The sequence below is a fragment of the Pedobacter sp. JCM 36344 genome, from assembly GCF_046546555.1.
GTDB lineage: Bacteria > Bacteroidota > Bacteroidia > Sphingobacteriales > Sphingobacteriaceae > Pedobacter.
In genome coordinates, this window is the sequence record NZ_JBKHKK010000002.1 from 65764 (window position 1) to 86659 (window position 20896).

At 38.1% G+C, this 20896-nt stretch carries 17 protein-coding genes; 9 read left to right on the forward strand and 8 right to left on the reverse strand.

All coding sequences use genetic code 11. The features are described from left to right. Nucleotides 1-68: 68 nt before the first annotated feature. A complete protein-coding gene (locus ACHFIZ_RS02040; protein ID WP_410882360.1) occupies nucleotides 69-1289 on the forward strand; it encodes a serine hydrolase domain-containing protein in 1221 nt (406 codons plus the stop codon). Here the strand turns inward: ACHFIZ_RS02040 and recG are convergent, their stop codons facing one another. The 5 genes from recG to meaB all read right to left on the reverse strand — a co-directional run bounded on the left by recG (nucleotide 1290) and on the right by meaB (nucleotide 7307). After that, complete coding sequence (recG, locus tag ACHFIZ_RS02045; protein ID WP_410882362.1) at nucleotides 1290-3395, reverse strand: ATP-dependent DNA helicase RecG; 2106 nt, start codon at nucleotides 3393-3395, stop codon at nucleotides 1290-1292. A gap of 4 nt (nucleotides 3396-3399) precedes the next feature. Continuing rightward, on the reverse strand, nucleotides 3400-4284 hold the full coding sequence (locus tag ACHFIZ_RS02050) for an EamA family transporter (protein WP_410882364.1): 885 nt from the start codon (nucleotides 4282-4284) through the stop codon (nucleotides 3400-3402). 25 nt (nucleotides 4285-4309) lie between these two features. Continuing rightward, a complete protein-coding gene (locus tag ACHFIZ_RS02055) occupies nucleotides 4310-4690 on the reverse strand; it encodes a RidA family protein (RefSeq protein ID WP_410882366.1) in 381 nt (126 codons plus the stop codon). 107 nt (nucleotides 4691-4797) lie between these two features. Beyond that, nucleotides 4798-6135 (reverse strand): OmpA family protein, encoded by a 1338-nt coding sequence (locus tag ACHFIZ_RS02060; protein ID WP_410882368.1) that lies wholly within the window; start codon nucleotides 6133-6135, stop codon nucleotides 4798-4800. Between the two features lie 272 nt (nucleotides 6136-6407). Beyond that, a complete protein-coding gene (gene meaB / locus ACHFIZ_RS02065) occupies nucleotides 6408-7307 on the reverse strand; it encodes a methylmalonyl Co-A mutase-associated GTPase MeaB (RefSeq protein ID WP_410882370.1) in 900 nt (299 codons plus the stop codon). 90 nt (nucleotides 7308-7397) lie between these two features. Between meaB and ACHFIZ_RS02070 the strand changes: the two genes are divergently transcribed. The 7 genes from ACHFIZ_RS02070 to ACHFIZ_RS02100 all read left to right on the forward strand — a co-directional run bounded on the left by ACHFIZ_RS02070 (nucleotide 7398) and on the right by ACHFIZ_RS02100 (nucleotide 14438). Beyond that, nucleotides 7398-8060 (forward strand): glycosyltransferase family 32 protein, encoded by a 663-nt coding sequence (locus ACHFIZ_RS02070; RefSeq protein WP_410882372.1) that lies wholly within the window; start codon nucleotides 7398-7400, stop codon nucleotides 8058-8060. A 57-nt stretch (nucleotides 8061-8117) separates the two neighbouring features. Next, nucleotides 8118-9020: a glycosyltransferase gene (locus ACHFIZ_RS02075; RefSeq protein ID WP_410882374.1), complete on the forward strand. Its 903-nt coding sequence runs from the start codon at nucleotides 8118-8120 to the stop codon at nucleotides 9018-9020. An 89-nt stretch (nucleotides 9021-9109) separates the two neighbouring features. Then, on the forward strand, nucleotides 9110-10942 hold the full coding sequence (locus ACHFIZ_RS02080) for an ABC transporter ATP-binding protein (RefSeq protein WP_410882376.1): 1833 nt from the start codon (nucleotides 9110-9112) through the stop codon (nucleotides 10940-10942). Between the two features lie 16 nt (nucleotides 10943-10958). Beyond that, nucleotides 10959-12008: a glycosyltransferase family 4 protein gene (locus ACHFIZ_RS02085; protein ID WP_410882378.1), complete on the forward strand. Its 1050-nt coding sequence runs from the start codon at nucleotides 10959-10961 to the stop codon at nucleotides 12006-12008. After that, nucleotides 12001-12714: a glycosyltransferase gene (locus tag ACHFIZ_RS02090; RefSeq protein ID WP_410882380.1), complete on the forward strand. Its 714-nt coding sequence runs from the start codon at nucleotides 12001-12003 to the stop codon at nucleotides 12712-12714. The genes ACHFIZ_RS02085 and ACHFIZ_RS02090 overlap by 8 nt, the downstream gene beginning before the upstream one ends. After that, complete coding sequence (locus tag ACHFIZ_RS02095; protein ID WP_410882382.1) at nucleotides 12711-13502, forward strand: DUF5672 family protein; 792 nt, start codon at nucleotides 12711-12713, stop codon at nucleotides 13500-13502. Before ACHFIZ_RS02090 ends, ACHFIZ_RS02095 begins: the two co-directional genes overlap by 4 nt. A gap of 3 nt (nucleotides 13503-13505) precedes the next feature. Beyond that, entirely contained in the window at nucleotides 13506-14438 is a 933-nt protein-coding gene (locus ACHFIZ_RS02100) for a nucleotide-diphospho-sugar transferase (protein WP_410882384.1), read from the forward strand. A 2-nt stretch (nucleotides 14439-14440) separates the two neighbouring features. Here ACHFIZ_RS02100 and ACHFIZ_RS02105 read toward each other — a convergent pair whose 3' ends face one another. Continuing rightward, complete coding sequence (locus ACHFIZ_RS02105) at nucleotides 14441-15517, reverse strand: glycosyltransferase (RefSeq protein WP_410882386.1); 1077 nt, start codon at nucleotides 15515-15517, stop codon at nucleotides 14441-14443. Nucleotides 15518-15545: 28 nt separating this feature from the next. Here ACHFIZ_RS02105 and ACHFIZ_RS02110 point away from each other — a divergent pair, with 28 nt between their 5' ends. Then, on the forward strand, nucleotides 15546-16436 hold the full coding sequence (locus ACHFIZ_RS02110) for a glycosyltransferase family A protein (RefSeq protein WP_410882388.1): 891 nt from the start codon (nucleotides 15546-15548) through the stop codon (nucleotides 16434-16436). Between the two features lie 108 nt (nucleotides 16437-16544). Here the strand turns inward: ACHFIZ_RS02110 and infB are convergent, their stop codons facing one another. Together infB and nusA are read right to left on the reverse strand one after the other, a co-directional pair. After that, nucleotides 16545-19577: a translation initiation factor IF-2 gene (infB, locus tag ACHFIZ_RS02115; protein ID WP_410882390.1), complete on the reverse strand. Its 3033-nt coding sequence runs from the start codon at nucleotides 19575-19577 to the stop codon at nucleotides 16545-16547. A gap of 83 nt (nucleotides 19578-19660) precedes the next feature. Next, nucleotides 19661-20896: a transcription termination factor NusA gene (gene nusA, locus ACHFIZ_RS02120; protein ID WP_410882392.1), complete on the reverse strand. Its 1236-nt coding sequence runs from the start codon at nucleotides 20894-20896 to the stop codon at nucleotides 19661-19663.

The window sequence follows — 20896 nt, forward strand, 5'->3', positions numbered from 1 at the left end:
GTGCAAAACTCTTTTTGGTATAAAAGACTAAATATCCTTACTTTTCCGGCTTTAATTATCCACCTATAATGATATACCGCAATACCTTAATAGGGGCAATTATGGCCTCTTTTTTATTTTTTGGCTGTTCTTCAAAGGCAAAAAAAGATCAAGTCCTGACAGAGCCCAGCACCGAACGAACCACCGAGGACGACAAAAAAGATAGTCTTTTATTAGTTTACAACCCCGCAAAAGGAGATAAATGGATTGCTAATTTTGTTTATACCCTGCATAAAAAATATGGCTTTAACGGAAACATGCTGGTGGCAAAAGATGGAAAAATACTTTACGAAAAAGCGATAGGCTGGGCAGATTACCTTCATCGGGATAGTTTAAAGATCAACTCCGAATTCGAACTCGCCTCAGTCACAAAAACATTTACAGGCACTGCCATCATGCAGTTGATTGAAAAAGGAAAACTTTCACTAAATGATGATGTGAAGAAATTTTATCCAAATTTCCCGTATGAAGGTATTAACGTAAAGCTTTTACTTACCCACAGAAGCGGGATGATGAATTATGTGTATTTCACCGACGGGATTTGGAAGGATAAGAAAAAACCTATGAGCAATTTGGATGTAATGAACTTGATTGCAGAATATAAACCTAACCGATACGCGAAACCAGATACTCGGTTCCATTACAACAATTCAAATTTCATGGTTCTTGCTGCTATTCTTGAAAAAGTAACAGGCAAGACTTATGCTAATTACATGATGGAGAATGTATTTAAGCCCGCTGGCATGAAGAATACTCATGTTTATTCTACCACAGTATATCCAAAGATTCCTGTCGATGTTGTTGGCCACGATCGTACCTGGCGCTACTCTGTGGTACAAAACTTTTTGGACGGCCCTGTTGGTGATAAAGGGATCTATAGTACGATACACGATTTAGTTCTTTTCGACAATTCCTTAAAGAACGGTAGACTTTTGAAAAAACAAAGTCTGGACTCAGCGTACAAAGGGCATAATAAAGCAATAAACGGCCACTTTAACTACGGCTACGGCTGGAGGATTTTCGATGGAGACAACGGACGTAAAGTTGTTTACCATACTGGTTGGTGGCACGGTTTCAGACATATTTATATCCGTGACGTACAGAAAAATATCGTTATCATATTTCTGGGCAACTTGACTAACGGAAGTTTATTACATCTTGATGAGCTTTACAAATACCTAAAAACTCCAATCATAAGAAAAGGTGCATATTCAGGCTCAGGATCATTACCAGGAAGCGACGAAGATTAACTAAGATATCTTATCAAGAGATATTCCTCGCAAACGCTTTGCGAGGTAACTTTTTAACAAGCTGTTTTTAGGATCAATCAAGATAGCATCTTCTGCGAGAATTTCAATTACTGTATCTCTGGCCTGTTGGAGTAAGACTTGGTCGGTAGCCAGATTCGCAAGTTTGAGTTCAAGTACACCACTTTGCTGGGTGCCAGATAAATTACCTGGGCCACGTAGTTGCAGGTCAATCTCAGATATTTCAAAACCGTTATTGGTGTGAACCATCGTCTCCAGTCTCAATTTACCTTCCTTACTTAACTTGTTGCCCGACATCAAAATACAGTAAGATTGCTCTGCCCCTCTACCAACCCTTCCACGTAACTGGTGCAGCTGAGAAAGCCCAAAACGTTCGGCATTTTCAATGATCATGATAGAAGCATTTGGCACATTTACGCCCACTTCTATAACAGTAGTTGCCACCATAATCTGGCTTTTACCAGTAACAAATCTCTGCATTTCGTAGTCCTTATCAGCATTTCTCATCTTACCGTGCACAATACTTATTTGATAGTCTGGCAAAGGGAACTGGTAACTCATCTGTTCTATTCCAGCTTCCAAATGAAGCAAGTCTAACTTCTCACTTTCCTTTATTAAAGGATAAACGACATATACCTGACGCCCTTTAGCGATCTCCTGTTTCATAAGTCCGAACATCCTGAGTCTTTGCCCTTCAAAGAAATGTTTGGTGTCAATGGGCTTTCTACCCGCCGGCAATTCATCAATGATAGAGACATCCAGATCGCCATATAATGTCATAGCAAGTGTCCTTGGAATAGGGGTTGCTGTCATCACCAAAATATGAGGAGGAATCGTATTTTTCCGCCACAACTTAGCCCGTTGTTCTACGCCAAACCTATGTTGCTCATCAATCACAACCATCCCTAAATTCTTGAAAATTACCTTATCTTCAATTAGCGCGTGCGTTCCAATTAAAATATCTGTTTTACCATTCTCAAGATCCTCATGGATTTGCAGCCGCTGTTTTTTAGTAGTACTGCCAGTTAAAATAGTAACATTTGCCAATCGCCCTTGTAACATAGAAACAATGGATTCATAATGCTGGCGCGCTAATATTTCGGTTGGCGCCATCATGCATGCCTGGAGCCCATTATCATTTGTTAACAACATACTTAATAGTGCAACTGCCGTTTTTCCACTACCAACATCCCCTTGGATTAATCTGTTCATTTGGATACCCTTCTGAGTATCCTGCCGGATTTCTTTGACTACTCTTTTCTGAGCATTTGTTAGCTCGAAAGGCAATAGCTCACTATAAAAAACATTGACGCGTTCTCCAACAACAGGAAATAGATGCCCTTTAAACTTTAGCTCCCTTTGCTGTTTTCCGTATAGCATAGAGAGCTGGATAAAAAATAGTTCATCAAACTTCAACCTCCTTTCACTTTCTTTTAAAAGTGTAGTGTCTTTAGGGAAATGAATATTTAAGATCGCCTGCTTCCGCCCTATAATATTATATTTATTCAAAATATATGAAGGGATCGTTTCTTTGATATCGCCTATGAATTGGTCAATCAGCAAAGCTTGGAGTTTCTGAATTCCTCTACTGTCAAGAAGGAATTTCTTTAATTTTTCTGTAGTGGAATAGACCGGTTGAAGCACCAGATTACCGATGGTGTTCCTTGGTCTGGGGTAGGTTTCTAACTCTGGATGTGAAATACTGAAAGCGCCATTGAAAACTACTGGCTTGCCAAATATGATGTAAACCTTACCAGTCTGCACATTATCTGTGACCCACTTTAAACTTTGAAACCAAACCAGTTCGATCGTACCAGTTTCGTCAGTAAGTTTAGCAACAATTCTTTTTTTATGCTTTTCACCGACTTCCTCTTTGGCAGTGATTCTTCCTAAAATCTGGACATAGGGAAAATCTGGATTTAGCTCATTGATCTTATAATATCTGGTGCGATCAATATACCTGAAAGGATAAAGCGTAAGGAGTTGTCCACATGTAAAAATACCTAATTCCTTTTGCAAAAGTTCGGCACGTTTGGGACCTACACCTTTTAAAAATTCTATGTTGGTATCTAATGTTGAAGCAAACAAAATGTTATCCTTTAGGAGTCTTAGCTACAAATATATCCTTTAATAATGTCCAATTGAAAACTACTATAGAGACAACCAGTAGCATGTAAGAGAACAATTTATGCTGATCAATCTGCTCATTAAAATAAAATACGGCTACGGTAAAGGCTATAATTGGGTTCACGTAGATGATAATCCCAAGCGTTGAGGAAGGAATGCCTATTAACGCATACAAGCTAAGAAAAAGAGGAATGATTGTAAATACCAGTGCTACGACTAAAATATTTCCCCAAAACCAGCTTCCCGAAGGAATGGCATCATGTCCAGATAAATAAAACGGCAGCATCAACACTACTGCAAAACTGATCTGGACTGCCAGTACATTGAGCTTATCTAAATGCTTCATTGTTTTTTGTATGATTAAATAAAACGCATATAAAATCGCGATGCCCACTGACCATGCTACATCAATAATGGATCCTGTTGCCAGAAGAATGATGCTGATTAAAGCAATACCAAGAGAAGCTAACTTCAAAAAAGACAATTTCTCCTTCAACAATATATATCCACCAAATGCAGTCAAAAGTGGACAGACCATATAAGCAAAAGCAGCAGATTGCAAACTCACATTATTTACAGCATAGATGAATGTGTACCAATTTAGCACAAGAAAAATGGTAGCCGCAATAATTTTAAATAAAATAGCTTTACGTTCTTTGACCTTTGCAAGCTTCAAATACTGAATATCCCGCTTTAAATACTTCCTTCTAAAAAGAATAATCGCTACCCAGATCAGGGCACAGGATGAAAACACCCTATAGTAGAGAATTTCCTGAGATGGGAATACTTGTAGATTTCTAAGCGGTATGGAGAAGAAGCCCCAAATGGCAAAGGATAAGATTCCTGCCAAAAAATATTTAATAGGCGTTTTCAGATTATCCTTTGTATGCTGTCATCGAAATTTCAACATTTACTCCTTTTGGCAGGCCCTTAACGGCTATTGTTTCACGTGCGGGGAAATTACCATCGAAGTAAGAACCGTAAACTTCGTTGACTTCTACAAATAGGCTCATGTCGGATAAGAAAATTGTAGTCTTAACAACATCTTTGAACTCATATGAGGCTTCAAGTAAAAGGGCTTTTATATTGCGCATCACCTGATGTGTTTCCTCAGGAGTGGAAGACTGAATAACTTCTCCACTCTCGGGGTTAATGGCTATTTGTCCTGAAAGGAAAAGAAAACCGTTTGCGACAACTGCCTGACTATAGGGGCCGATTGGGGCTGGAGCATTTGTGGTGTTGATCACTAAATTCATAGGATATTGATTTAAGTAAAACAGTCTTGTAAGCGTTTATACAAATGTATAAATAAAAAAAGAGGGCCTTTAACAAAGGCCCTCTTTTAAAAATGTTTTAGAAAATACTAGTTTCTAGCAGTTTCAACACGACGGTTTTGGATACGACCTTCTTCAGTATCGTTTGAAGCTATTGGATTAGCTTCACCCATTCCTTTAGTTGAAACTTGACTTGCGTTAACACCAGAGTTAACTAAGTAAGTTTTAACAGAATTAGCTCTGTCTTTAGATAATTTCACATTGTATGCAGCAGTGCCTTCGCTTGAAGCGTAACCGTTAGCAGCTACTTTACCACCGTTTTCACGCAATACTGAAGATAATTTATCTAAAGTTGGATAAGCTTCAGTTTTCAAAACTGATGAGTTGAATTCAAATTGGATAGTCTCGAAACCAGTAGCAGTTCCCATTGGAGCAACTACTTCAGCCGCCTTTGGAAGTGGACATCCTGAACCATCAACTGCAGTACCTGCTGGAGTTCCAGGGCATTTGTCAAATTGATCAGAAACACCATCACCATCAGTATCTTTTTTCAAATCTTCAATAGATTTTTCAACATTAGATACACGGTTTTTCAAAGCTTCAACTTCTTGACGTAATGAAGGATCTTTTAATTCATCATACATTAAAGCCAAAGGATTAACCCAATCCAAGTTCGGTTTTGCACTAGATCCTAAAGAGAATTCTAAACCAGCATATCCGTAAGAGAATTTGTCTTTAGTAGTTGCCTTTGCATAAACACCATCAAAGTTATCTCCGTCGATGAAGTGCATTGTATAACCTAAGTTAAATGAAACACGCTCAGAAACTTTAAATTTAATACCAGCACCAACTGGGATATAAGCTTCTTTAACATACTTGTTATCATGATTATCACCAGCTTTGTCTTTGAAATCTGTAGCTGGAGTTGCAGTGTTAGGGTGTGGAGCGTAAGCGATTAAACCGTAACCCGCTGTTACGAAGAAATTAACTGAGTTCTCACGACGTAAGAAATCTACAGTAGCAACGTTAACAACACCTCTTAAATCTGCAGAGTAACCGATTTCAGTTTCGAAATCTCTGATACCGTTAACTACACCACCTGGAGCATCTTGGTTAGTTCCAGAAACTTTTCCACGGAAAATGTTACCTTCTAATCCGAATGCATGTCCTAATTGCTTTCTCAATGAGATACCATAACCTAAAGTTGGATCCCAGTTAGTGAAATCATTTGATCCACCGATTGCAATGAACGGTGACAAAACACCTGCATTTACACCGAAAGACCAAGTTCTGTACTGCCCTCTACCACCAAATACCTTGGCAGAAGAAGAAGTCATAGTAGAGTCTTGAGCGCTTGCGAGAGTCGTGGCTCCCATTAATGCTACAAAAGATACCGCTAAGCTCTTTTTTAAAGTAGAATAATTCATAATTTTCTTTTTTAAGGTTAAACAAATTTTACTTGTGTAATTTATTTGTGTAGCAAAATTAAACAAATTTTTATTTTCTACAACACCTGTACAAACACCGTTCCAAACTTAACTAATTAATGAAATTGGCTTAATTTGACACTTTATTCCTGCTGAATTATAAAAACATCACAATGTGCAAAATGTTTTTAACTTAAAGGAATTAAAAATGATGTATGTTTTAAAAAGAGGCGAGTCCTGTTTTTGGTACAAGGATGATTATATTAAATCAGCTACTTTAATGATGATAGGTAGCTATCAATGAAACGATAAATATTGAAATTACTTTGATGACTTTCGAGCTCAACTTTTTCAAAAAGATCCTTTCTCGAAATATCAATCATTCTTTTATTTTGAATTAGTTTGAAGGCTTTTTCAGTGTATAAAAATGATTTCCTGTTATTAAATTCGTGATTACTATTAATCCAGGCTATGACTTCATTTATCCCCTGACTCTTGTGAGCAATTGTTTTAAGTACCGGAATTTGACCCTGCCTGCCATGTAACATTTTAATGAGACCATTAGCAAAAGAGTCACCACCCTCACGATCTGCTTTGTTAACAACAAAGACATCAGCAATTTCCATCAATCCAGATTTAATATGCTGTATCTCATCGCCAGCTTCAGGAACGAGTACTACGATGGTTTTATCAGCCAATCCTGCAATTTCAATCTCCGATTGCCCAACCCCAACGGTTTCTATGATTATGTAATCAAACACACCTGCCCTCAAGACATCTGTCATCTCAATAATTTTAGCGGATAATCCTCCTACTGATCCACGGGTTGCAACAGACCTAATATAAACAGATGGATTGTTAAAATGTGGAGACATCCTGATTCTATCACCTAGCAATGATCCCATATTGAACGGCGAGGTAGGGTCCACTGCCAAAACAGCCACTTTATGATCTCCGATAATTAACTCATTGATCAAAGCACTAACCAATGTACTTTTTCCAGCACCTGGAGGGCCAGTTATCCCAATGACTTTATTTTCATCACGAACCACAAGGGAACATAATAAATGATCGCTTCCTAACAAATCGTTCTCAACAATGGTTAGCGCTCTTGCTAAAGACATGAAATCTCCTGTCTGAATTCCGTAAATTAGATCATGGTTGATTTTCATCAATAAAGCTATCTTTGATTACAAAGAAATAAATATATATTTTTTTCTAACGCTAAACCTCATAATGTTTGATTTTGAATTCTTTAATATATGTCTATACCAAAAATTATACACCAAACATTTAAAGATAAAAATCTGCCATTTATTACGAGATGGCACATCGGTCGGTTCCTAAAAAGAAATCCGGAATACCGATATGAATTTTATGATGACGAAAGGATAGAACATTTTATTGCAGAGGAGTACGATCAAGAAACACTGAAACTTTACAGAAGGTTAAATATTGGGGCGGCTAAAGCCGATTTTTTTAGATATGCAGTTCTTTATAAAAAGGGTGGCATCTATTTAGATATTGACAGTGGCATCAGTGGCCTTCTGCGGAACTTTATCAATTCTGACGACGTGGCAATAATCACCAGGGAGGGAGACCCGAATCTCTTTGCACAATGGGCATTAATATTTGCACCAAGTCATCCATTTCTTAAAAAAACAATGGAAATAATTAAGGACAACATAGTCACCAATAAATATCCTAATGATGTCCATAAGATGACAGGCCCTTCAGTTTATACGGAAGGAATAAATGCATCCCTCTCTCTTAACCCATCGATTCCTTATCGCTTATTGGGAACTGACTACAATAAGCATTTCAAAGTCAAATATAAACTGGGAAAATTCTTTCTTTATCGAAAAGGTGATCATTGGAAAACAAAACAATTGAGTACACCGGTTCTAAAACCTGATGAACTATAGGAGCCTATCTGTATATTTCTGCAAAAGTTTAACACTACACAATCTAAAGCCCCAAAGATGAAAATAAGCGGATTCAGCTACATGCGTAACAGCTTTATATATGGATATCCTGTAATAGAATCTATAAAATCAATCCTACCTATATGCGATGAATTCATTGCCGTAATAGGAAAATCGGACGATCAAACCAGAGCAGCAATTGAAACAATTGATTCTCATAAAATTAAAATAATTGATACGGTGTGGAACGATGAACTTATTACTGGAGGACAAGTATTTGCTCAGCAGGCAAACATTGGTCTGAAAGCAGCTACCGGAGATTGGGTATTTCATGTACAATCTGACGAAGTTTTCCACGAAGATGATCTTCCTGAAATTTATGACGCGATGGTTAACAATTTAGATGACAAGCGTGTTGAAGGGTTTGTTTTCAATTTTAATCACTTCATTGGTGACTATAAACATATTGGAACTACCAGGAAATGGCACAGGAGAGAAGTTAGAATCGTCAGAAATGTTCCTAACGTATATTCTTATAAAGACTCACAGGGTTTTCGTATTTATCCAACGCCGGCTGATTATGAAACAAAACAAAACAGCAGAAAACTAAATGTAAAGCTTCTTAAAGCAAAAATATTTCACTACTCATATTGCAGAAACCCAGAAAGTTTGGTAGGTAAGGTTAAAAGTTTTAGCAGTTACTACCAATCAAAAGAAAAAAATGAAGAGCAGTTCAAAGGCTATCACACTTTTGACTTCGAAACTGTAGCTGATATTTTAACTCAATTTACAGACAGCCATCCCAAAACTATGTTGGAAACCATAACCGCACAAGACTGGGTATTTAAACATAATCGTAATAAAATAGCACTATCTCCACGCCGCTTATTTTTACATCGTATTGAGCAATTAATTGGCTGGCGGATCGGAGAGTATAAAAACTATAAGATTATAAGTTAGATCTTAACCAAGATTCTTGAAACTTGGTTAAGATCACTTTTTTATAGGTGCGTCTAATTCTGTACCTTTGACAAATTTTAAAGTCTTTAATGAAGATCTATTTCCGATTACTATCGTTTGCAAAACCAATAGAAAAGTACGCGATTCCATATGTACTGGTAACAATTCTTGCTATCTTCTTCAACACCTTCCTGTTCACGCTGTTGGGCCCATTACTGGAAACCATTTTTTCCGTTGGTAGAGAAGTCAGTGCAACGCCAACAACAATGGAAAAAGCATCGACATTTGATGTTATCGCCAGGTTTAGCAATTTTATAAAGCAATCAATTACGTCTAATGGAGCCGTGTACACACTTCAATTGGTATGCGGATTCATTTTGATAACGGTATTTCTCTCCAATCTCTTCCGTTACCTATCTCAACGCTTTATGGAAGATTTGAGAGTTCATACGCTCCTAAAGCTTCGAAAAGCTGTTTTCGATAACGTCATGAACCTTCATATAGGCTACTTTAGCAATGAAAAAAAGGGTGACATTATTTCTAAAGTTGCTTCTGACGTCCAAGTTGTACAGGGTACTGTTACCAGCACTTTACAAGTTGTTTTCAAAGAGCCATTACAGCTTATATTTTGGATAGCAGTATTACTTTCCATTTCAGTCAAACTAACGCTTTTCGCACTCCTGGTTATCCCAGTTTCCGGCTTTATCATTAGCAAGATTGTAAAACGACTAAAAGAACAAGCTAAGGAATCACATGAGAGTTTCGCTAAAATGATTGGATTTTTAGATGAAGCTCTGGGTGGAGTTAGAATTATTAAAGCATTCAACGCAACTCAAAGAATCAAAGACAAGTTTCATGAGGAAAACGTTTTCTATTCAAACTTAGGAAAGAAGATGGCTCGTCGCCAGCAACTAGCTTCTCCGGTATCACAAAGTTTGGGAGTACTAGTTGTCGTATTTATAGTTTTGTACGGTGGCACTATGATTCTAAGTAACGAACCGGGAAGCCTGGAACCAGCTAAATTTTTAGTCTATCTGGCTACTTTTTCACAAGTAATGCAACCAATTAAAGCGCTCTCAGAATCCTTTAGTACAATTCACTCAGGTATAGCAGCAGGAGTCAGGGTCTTAGATTTAATTGATACTAAGCAAGAGTTTCAAGATAAGGAAAACGCATTAGAGTTGGATGATTTCAGAGAATCATTCACATTTAAAGATGTACATTTCAACTATGGAGATAAGAAAGTTTTAAATAATATCAATCTCACTATTCATAAAGGAGAAAAAATAGCCCTTGTTGGTCCGTCCGGAGGAGGAAAAAGTACGTTAATGGATCTAATTCCAAGATTTTATGACCCAAAGTCTGGTGTCATTTCGATCGATAACCACGACCTAAGAGACATTACAGCAGATACTTTAAGAAGGCTTATGGGAACTGTAAACCAGGAATCTATCTTATTTAATGATAGCATTTTTAATAACATTGCTTTCGCAAAACCAGAAGCAACTGATGAAGAAGTTATCTCTGCTGCTAAAATAGCAAATGCCCATGAGTTCATAACAAATACAGAGGAAGGTTATGATACTAACATTGGTGATAGAGGCAATAAACTGTCGGGAGGTCAAAAACAAAGAATATGTATTGCAAGAGCGGTATTGGCTAACCCCCCGATAATGTTGTTAGATGAGGCAACTTCTGCATTGGACACAGAATCAGAAAAACTAGTTCAAGATGCCTTAAACAGATTAATGGAAAACAGGACGTCTATAATTATTGCACACCGCCTGAGCACTATCCAGCATGCTGATAAGATTCTGGTCATTGACAAGGGACAAATTACAGAGTCCGGCACACACTCTGAACTACTCCAAAAAAATGGGCTTTACAGAAAGCTGATTGATATGCAATCCTTTATGGATTAATAATTTTATAAAAACTATGAGGATCGCGTTGGATTGTGAACGAATGAAATATGCCCACACCGGACTATTTGAATATTGTCTACAACTGGGAAATGCGTTAAAGCGACTAAAGGCATCTGATGATGAAATCTCTTTCTATCTGAATCCATCACTTCAGCAATACTTCGAAACTGGCGATAGTTTCATCAATCAGAATAGTTTACAAAAGTTTATATTTCCCAAAGTAAATAATATTGACGTCTGGCATACCACATACCAGCTCTCCAGATATATTCCAAAAAGTGAAAAAATAAAGCTGGTGTTAACCATTCATGATTTAAACTTCCTGCACGAAGAAAAATCTGCTGCAAAGGTTAATAAATATCTGCGCAAGCATCAACAGAATATTGATTTATGTGATCACATTGTCGCGATATCTCATTTCACAAAAGCTGAAATTCTACAGCATCTTAAGGTGGGTGATAAGCCAATTACCGTTATTTATAATGGTTGTGCAGAACCAATTCTTACTTTGGATCACAAACCAAACTATATTCCAGATAAACCGTTCCTATTCGCTTTGGGTACAGTCAATTCCAAGAAAAACTTTCATGTGTTAATCCCATTGTTAGAAAACAATGATTATGACCTAATTATTGCCGGAAAACCTGACCCAAAATATGTTGATAAGATTTTGGAAGAGGCGAAAAGGTTGGAGGTAGAAGATAGAGTTTATGTATTAGGAGCAATTACTGAAACCGATAAATATTGGTATTATCAACACTGTAGAGCATTCCTATTCCCATCTATTGCCGAGGGCTTCGGCATTCCACCCATTGAAGCAATGAAGTTTGGCAAGCCTGTATTCTTATCGACCGCCACCTCCCTGCCAGAGATTGGCGGGTCAGCTGCTTACTACTTTACCAATTTCAAGCCAACACAAATGCAGGAGCAATTTGCGCTGGGCATGTCTGACTATATTCAACATCAACCAGCAGATACCATTATTAGGCATGCTGAGCAATTTAATTGGTCAGATAGTGCGAAATCTTATTTAGAGGTTTACAAAACTGTGCTAAATGGTTAAAAAGTACCTAGCCTCTGTTGTCATTGTTACTTTTAACGCCCAAAACACGCTTCAAACATGTTTGAATAGCATATATGATCAAGAGACAAATTCCATTGAAATCATTGTTATTGATGGAGCCAGCACGGATGATACGACGTCAATCCTAAAGGAAAATAATTCTAGGATCGCATTTTGGAAGAGTGAACCTGACAATGGAATTTATGACGCTATGAATAAAGCATTGTCTTATATTTCAGCAGAACATGTAATCTTCTTAGGTGCAGACGATTGCATGTTGCCAGATTTTTCAGTGATGTTGACCGCACTAAACGACAAGCAAGTGATATATTACGCCAACGTATTATACAAAGGGAAACCTCAATCGGGCCATCTAAGGCCTTATTATCAGGCAAAACTTGGCATTTTCCATCAGTCAATAATCTATCCGGCGAGCATATTTAAAAAATACAAATACAATATCAAATACAAGATTGCTGCGGATTATCACCTAAACATGCGACTTTTTAAAGATCCAGTTTATACTTTTGAATACAAAAACTATATCATAGTAGATTATAATGACACCGGTATCTCTGCGATTTCAAAAGATAAGCCTTTCGAACATGATAAAAGTAAAATTATCCTTTATAATTTTGGCTTTAAAATCTGGGCAAGATATATATTTCGCTTATTTAAGTCAAGATTTAAACCTGGCAATAAATGAATAAGGCAGCAATCGTTATTCCATTTTACAAAGACAGCCTAACGGCGAATGAAAAAATATCGCTCGATCAAGGATTTAGAATATTAGGAAATCATCCGATTATAGCAATGAAACCTGAGTCGTTAGACCTTTCGTTTGTTGACTGTGTTGATTTTAGCCGAGTTATCTCCTTTGACAATAAATACTTTAAAGATATCCATGGCTATAATGAATTAATGCTCTCCAGCGAATTTTATAAAAAATTCATGGCTTACGAATATATTCTGATATACCAATTGGACGCATTTGTCTTCTCCGACCAATTACTACGTTGGTGTAGCCAAAACTATGATTACATCGGCGCGCCCTGGCTCTACTCAGAAAACAACTCTTTCTTGCATTTGATTTATACTTTCAAAAGCTTCTTGTTTGGAACATTTAATTGGCAAATCAACGGCGTACCCAAAAAAAAGCAATTCTATAATAAAGTTGGCAATGGCGGTTTCTCTCTCAGGAGAGTCCAGAGATTCCATGACCTGAGTATCAAATTCTCAGACCTAGCAGCCCAATACCTAGATAAGCAAAAGCTCGAATTCAATGAAGATATCTTCTGGTCGATTGCAATTAACCGAACAAAAAAGAATTTACATATCCCAAAATATAGAACCGCGTTGAAGTTTGCTTTTGAAACACTTCCAGAAAGAGCTTACAAGTTAAATCAACATCAACTTCCTTTCGGATGCCATGCCTGGGAGAAGGAATTGGATTTCTGGAAACCTCATATGCAAAAGTTTATCTCAAAAAAATAGTTTATGGACAACTATACTGTAAAGTCTCCGGTGCTGTTTTTAATATTCAACCGACCGGATACTACTGCACAGGTTTTTAATAAGATCAGAGAGGTAAAACCCTCCATATTATACCTGGCGGCAGATGGCGCAAGAGCTAACCTACCTGATGAAGAGTTAAGATGTAAGCAGGCAAGAAAAATTATCAATCAAATCGACTGGGAATGTGAAGTTAAAACTCTTTTTAGAACCGAGAACCAAGGATGCCGCCTTGCTGTGTCTTCTGCAATTACCTGGTTTTTTGAGCAGGAAGAGGAAGGTATAATTTTAGAAGACGACTGCCTTCCGTCCACAAGTTTTTTCCATTTCTGTGATGAAATGCTGAAGAGATATAGGTATGACACCAGAGTAAGGCACATCTCCGGTACTAATCTTCAATCTCAACAACAATGGGCAGAAGCCAGCTATTATTTTCACGAAAGCACCATTATCTGGGGTTGGGCAAGTTGGCGCAGGGTTTGGAAGGATTATGATAGCGAACTTACCAGATATACCCTTCCAGAGGTAGAAAGCCGCATCAATAAAATATTTGATGACCAATTCTTAGCTCAACAGTGGCTCGAAATTTTCAAGGCTTTAAAACAAAAGCAGATTGATACCTGGGACTATCAACTTGCGTTCCTGAATTATTTTAACCATGGTCTTTCAATAAGCCCCAACAGGAATTTAGTGAGCAACATAGGATTCAGACCAGATGCCACCCATACTCCCGATCCAAACAATCAGTTCGCCAACCTTAAAACATCGGAACTCGGGCAACTCATTCATCCAAAATACATACTACCCGAGAAACAGATTGACTACAATATTTTTGCAAAAGAATTTAAACTAGAAGAGCGCAGCAAAAAACATTACTCAATACGGAGAAGATTCAAACGCTGGATAAAAGGCAAATAGCTTTATTTAGCTTTTAATTTTTTTAATGCCCAGCTAGCTAAGGAAGGTACAGGTCTTTTAAGTGCAAGGTAATCTCCATTGACAGCACCAATGTAGGATACAACTGCCAAAGTTTTCTCTACTTTACCATTGAATAATAGAAGAAACATTTTCTTTAATATTTTAACATTAAATTTCTCTGGACGAACGAGGTGAGACTCAATGCGCTCCAGTTCCTCTGGAAAAACCTCTGATAAACAGGTGCTGTAACAAACGCTGGTACCATAGGTTAATCTTTTTAAGTATTCGAACTTAGTTCGCTTTGCCGGAACAATGTGCGTTATGGACAAACTCGGAGCGACCCCCGCCGACGCCCCCTTGCTAATCAGAAAAAATACCATTTGCGTATCCCCACCGCTACTAAGTTCGTTGCCTTTCCGATCTGAGAGTGTAAAAATACCAGCCTTAACCCCTTCAATATATTCCAGGCAATAGTCTTTGCGGATAGATAGTCCAGTACCAAAAGGATAGCATGATTGCCACGAACGCTGGTTAGAATACGTGATGTTACTCTCATGTCGATCTTGAAACGCCTGCTTTGATTCGTTTAACAAATGTGGTTCAACTGCAGATAAGAAATCTATATCTATATTTCCTGGCCCCCAGGCACCAACATGAGGATAGCTAATGTGCAGAAAATTTAAAGCCCTTAAATAGTCGGCTTCTGGCTCATTGTCATCATCAAAAAAAATAATTTCTTTACCCTTTGACTCAAGTATACCGGCCATTCTAGCATGATTAAGTCCTTGTTTTGTGACAGTAATTATCTTTGAATTAGAAACGTTTTCAATAAAAGATTGAATGTATCCGCTTTCGGAAATTCGTGTTTTACTGTTATTATCTACCAAAATGACTTCTGTCCTGAAATCATCTAGGTCCAAGGCCTTCACAGCATTCAAACAGCGCTGAAATACCACCTGATCCGGATTGTATGTGCAGATAATAATCGAATAGTCAACTTCGTTATTTAAAGACATCGTATATTTGAATTTGCTTCGAAGATAACATCCTATAATTAAAATGCCAAAGGTCTCTGTCATAATCCCTAATTACAATCACTCGAAATACTTGCAACAAAGAATAGAATCTGTTCTCGTGCAATCTTATCAGGATTTTGAGTTAATTATATTAGATGATGAGTCTACCGATGACAGTACAACTGTAATAGAATCGTATCGCAATCATCCTAGAGTCAGCAAAATCATCTTAAATGAAGTAAATAGTGGCAGTACATTTAAGCAATGGGAAAAGGGTATAAATGCCGCAAAAGGTGACCTTATCTGGATTGCCGAAAGTGACGATTGGTGTGAACCCACATTATTGGAAGAGCTAATTACTAGTTTCCATAAAGATCCGAATTGTACCTTTAGTTATTGCCAGTCTCATTGTATTCTTGATGCTAATGTAATCAGTTGGACCTCTCATCATCCTTTTCTAAATGAAGGTATGGATGGTACTGAATTCATTAAAAAGTATATGCTGAGAAACAATGCAGTTTACAATGCAAGTATGGTTTTATGGAAAAAAGAGATATATAATAAGATATCACGCAATTTTTTAAACTACCGCTTTTGCGGTGATTGGCTCTTTTGGGTGGAATTAGCCAAGCTTGGAAACGTCCATATTTGTGGAAAAACTTTAAATTATTTCAGAAAGCATGACAAGGATTTAAGTACACACGCCTATGGAACGGGATTATACTTATTAGAATTAATGTCCGTACTCAATGCTATTTCAAATCAGAATCTAATTGATTCCAAGGCCTATAACTTCGGGTTTAAGCATCATTACAGAACCTATTGGATTGAATATAAAAATATTGACTCAAACCTTCTATCACAAATTCAGGCTTTATACAGAAACCCACTTTCAGGAAAAACCTGCTATTATAAAAATTTGGTAAAAGCGATATTCAGGATTTCAATAATAGGTTTCTTTAAACGTGCTTCGGCAGAATAACGAATATTTCTCACTTCTTAAGCTCCAATCCGTTTTATCCATTAATTTATAAACAAAATCGGCAATCAAACTAAGTCTGATTGCCGATATATTTTAGATATAATTCTTTTACAACTTACGTTTTACTTCTACTTGTTCATAAGCTTCAACGATATCTCCAACTTCAATGTTGTTAAAGTTGTGGATGTTCAATCCGCACTCGTAACCTCTCGAAACTTCTTTAACATCATCCTTATAACGTTTCAATGAAGCCAGCTCACCTGTATAAACTACTACCCCATCTCTTACTATACGGATCTTACTGTTACGGGTAATTGTTCCATCTAATACCATACAACCTGCAATTGTACCAACTTTAGTGATTTTGAACGTATCTCTAATCTCAACGTTAGCTGTGATCTTCTCTTCAAACTCTGGAGCCAACATACCTTCCATAGCCGCTTTGATCTCATTGATCGCATCGTAGATGATCGAATATAAACGAATATCTATTTGCTCTGCCTCAGCTAGCTTACGCGCACCTGGGGAAGGACGAACCTGGAAACCGATAATGATCGCATCAGAAGCTGATGCCAGCAATACATCAGATTCAGAGATCTGTCCAACTGCTTTACTGATCACATTGATCTGTATTCCAGGAGTTGAAAGTTTCAACAATGAATCTGATAGAGCTTCAATCGACCCATCCACATCACCCTTAACAATCAAGTTAAGCTCTTTAAAGTTACCAATCGCTAAACGACGACCTATCTCATCTAAAGTAATGTGTTTCTGAGTTCTAAGACCCTGCTCACGCATAAGTTGTAGACGTTTGTTCGCAATCTCTCTCGCTTCAACCTCATTCTCCATTGCGTTGAACCTGTCGCCAGCAGTAGGCGCACCCTGCATACCCAACACCTGAACCGGAACCGAAGGTCCCGCTTGATCTACCTTTTGACCACGTTCGTTAAACAATGCTTTAACACGTCCGCTATAACTACCAGCCAAAATAGGATCACCAACTTTTAACGTACCTGCCTGTACCAGAACTGTAGTCACAATACCACGTCCTTTATCTAGTGTAGCCTCAATAACACTACCCGTAGCACGTTTCGAAGGATTTGCTTTCAAATCAAGCAACTCTGCTTCTAACAAAACTTTTTCTAAAAGCAATTCTACATTCAGACCGCTTTTACCAGATATCTCTTGCGACTGGAAGTTACCTCCCCAATCCTCAACAAGGATGTTCATGACAGAAAGCTGTTCACGTATTTTCTCTGAGTTTGCACCCGGTTTATCAATTTTAGTAAATGCAAATACTAAAGGAACACCAGCAGCTTGCGCATGACTGATCGCCTCTTTTGTTTGTGGCATCACTGCATCATCCGCAGCAATAACAATGATCGCGATATCTGCAACCTTTGCACCACGTGCACGCATTGCAGTAAAGGCCTCGTGACCCGGAGTATCTAAGAAAGTTACTTTTTTACCAGTCGGCGTAGTCACCATATATGCACCAATGTGCTGAGTAATTCCACCAGCCTCACCAGCAACAACATTCGCCTTACGGATGTAATCCAGTAGAGATGTCTTACCATGATCGACGTGACCCATGATCGTTACAACAGGTGCCCTATCTTCTAAAGTTTCCGCTAAATCCTCTTCTTCTATGATACTATCACTTTCATCATCAGGTTTCACGAATTGTATTTCGTAACCAAACTCATCAGCAACGATAGTTAAAGTCTCCGCATCCAAACGTTGATTGATGGAAACAAACATACCAAGACTCATACAAGTACCTATGATCTTTGTAACTGGCACATCCATCATCGAAGCCAACTCATTTGCCGTAACAAACTCCGTTACCTTTAGTACTTTAGACTGAAGCTCTTGCTCCATTGCAGCCTCCTCAGCAGATAACGCAACATCATCACGTTTACCACGACGAAGTTTTGCACGTTGAGCAAACTTACCAGACTTACCGGCTCCACTTAAACGTGCAAGTGTAGCTTTGATCTGATCTTGTATTTCTTTTTCAGTTGGTTCTTCCTTCGGACCGCCGCCTGGTGATCCTGGTTTACTATTTCTGAAGTTTGGCCTGTTGGCCGTATTATTAGTATTGTTCCTGAAATCAGGTCTGTTTACAAAGGTTGGAGCAGGCCTTGCAGGTGTAGCTTGTCCTGGCGTATGAACTTGTGGCGTTGCGCCTGTTGTCGGGCCGTTAGCTGGACCTCCAGGTGTTTTCTTACGCTTACGCTTTCTTTTTGCTTCAGCACTTTCGCCTGAAGAAGCAACAGGTGATGATTTACGATCAGGCGTTACTGGCAAAGTAATTTTACCAATGATATTTGGACCCGAAAGTTTTACAGATCTTGCTTTAATAACCTCATTGTCATCGGCTTTTGGTGTCTCTACAATAGGGGGAGCAACGGGAGTTGCAAGAACTACAGTAGCAACAGGAGCTGGTGGTGTAGCCTTAACTACCGGGGCAGCAAGTGGCTTCTCCTCAACTTTAGGTTCTTCTTCAACCTTAGCTTCTACAATCGGCTCAGGTTTTACTTCAGCAACTAAAGTTTCAACTGGCTTTTCCTCCTTGACAACTTGTGGCTCTGGAGCCTTAACTTCTAACTTAGCAGGTTGTGGCTCCACAATCTCTTCTTTATTAACCGTGCGAGATTTAGAATTTAGATCATCTAAATTAATCTTGCCAACAATTTTTACACCTGGCAAAGCACTGTCATCAGCTTTCGGTGTTTCAGCTTCTACAGTTGCAACAGGAGTTGCTACAGGTGCTGCCGGTTTTGCAGGCGCTTCCTCTCTAACTTTCTCAGCAGGAGGGCTGTAAGAATTTAGGTTTTTAATTAAAATGCCTTCATTCTCGAATTCTACATTTTTTCTAGGTGCTTCAGCAACTTTTTCAGTCACTTCTGGTTCATCACGACGTATTTTACCAATAACAATCTGATTAGCTTCCTCTTTTACAATCTTATCACCTTGAAACTCCTTCAGAAGCGCATCATACATGTCGCGAGAGAGCTTGGTAGTGGGTTTATTCTCTACAGAAAAGCCTTTCTTTTCCAGAAAGTCAACAGCCGTAGCAATACCTACGTTAAGTTCCTTAACTGCTTTGAATAAAATTATTGGTTTGTCGTCTGACATTGATTATCCTATTTTTCTTTAATTCTTATACAAAAGTAACGTTTATTCTTGTTTATTTCATGTCTAAACAGCCAGTTTTTGCGTTATTCAAACTCTGATTTTAAAATACTCATTACCTCTTTTATTGTTTCTTCTTCTAAATCGGTACGTTTAACCAGCTCATCTATAGATAGTGCCAGCACACTTTTAGCAGTATCACATCCGATGGCTTTAAGCTCATCAATGATCCAGCTATCGATTTCATCTGAGAATTCTTCGATATCGACATCTTCGTCTTCTTCTCCAGCCTCACGATAAACATCGATTTCATAACCTGTCAATTTGCCTGCCAGTTTAATGTTATGTCCACCGCGGCCAATAGCCAATGAAACCTGATCTGGCTTCAAATAAACCGCAGCATGTTTTGTTTCGTCATCTAATTTAATAGAAGTGATTTTTGCAGGGCTCAGGGCTCTAGTAATATATAAGGAAACATTATTTGTGAAATTGATCACATCAATGTTTTCGTTTTTAAGTTCTCTTACAATACCATGAATACGCGAGCCTTTCATACCAACACAAGCACCTACCGGATCAATCCTGTCATCGTAAGATTCAACAGCAACCTTTGCTCTTTCACCAGGTTCGCGAACAATCTTTTTGATAGTGATTAAACCATCAAAAATCTCTGGAACCTCAATTTCAAACAAGCGTTGTAAAAATTCTGGAGCTATTCTAGAGATAATAATTTTAGGCGTACTGTTCACCATATCCACCTTAAGAATTACCGCACGAACGGTATCTCCCTTTTTGAAGTAATCCGCCGGAATCTGCTCATTTTTAGGCATCATCAACTCGTTACCTTCATCATCAAGAACAAGTGTTTCCTTTTTCCAAACCTGGTAAACTTCACCAGTTACAATTTCACCAACCCTGTCTTTATATTTCTTAAAGATCTCATCTTTTTCGAGCTCTAAAACTTTAGAAACCAAGGTTTGGCGGGCAGCTAAAATAGCTCTCCTACCAAAGCTCTCCAATGTGATCTGCTCAATGTAGTCGTCACCAACTTCCATATCTGCGTCCAATTGTTTTACTTCTTTAAGTTCAATCTCCAGATCATCATCCTCAGAAAATCCATCCTCCATAACTTTTCTTGTACGCCAGATTTCTAAATCCCCGTTATCTGGATTTACAATTACGTCACAATTCTCATCGGTGCCATATTTCTTACGCAGCATGCTACGAAAAACTTCTTCCAATACACTGATCACCGTCGGACGGTCGATGTTCTTGAAGTCCTTAAACTCCTGAAATGAATCGATTAAATTAATATTGCTCAT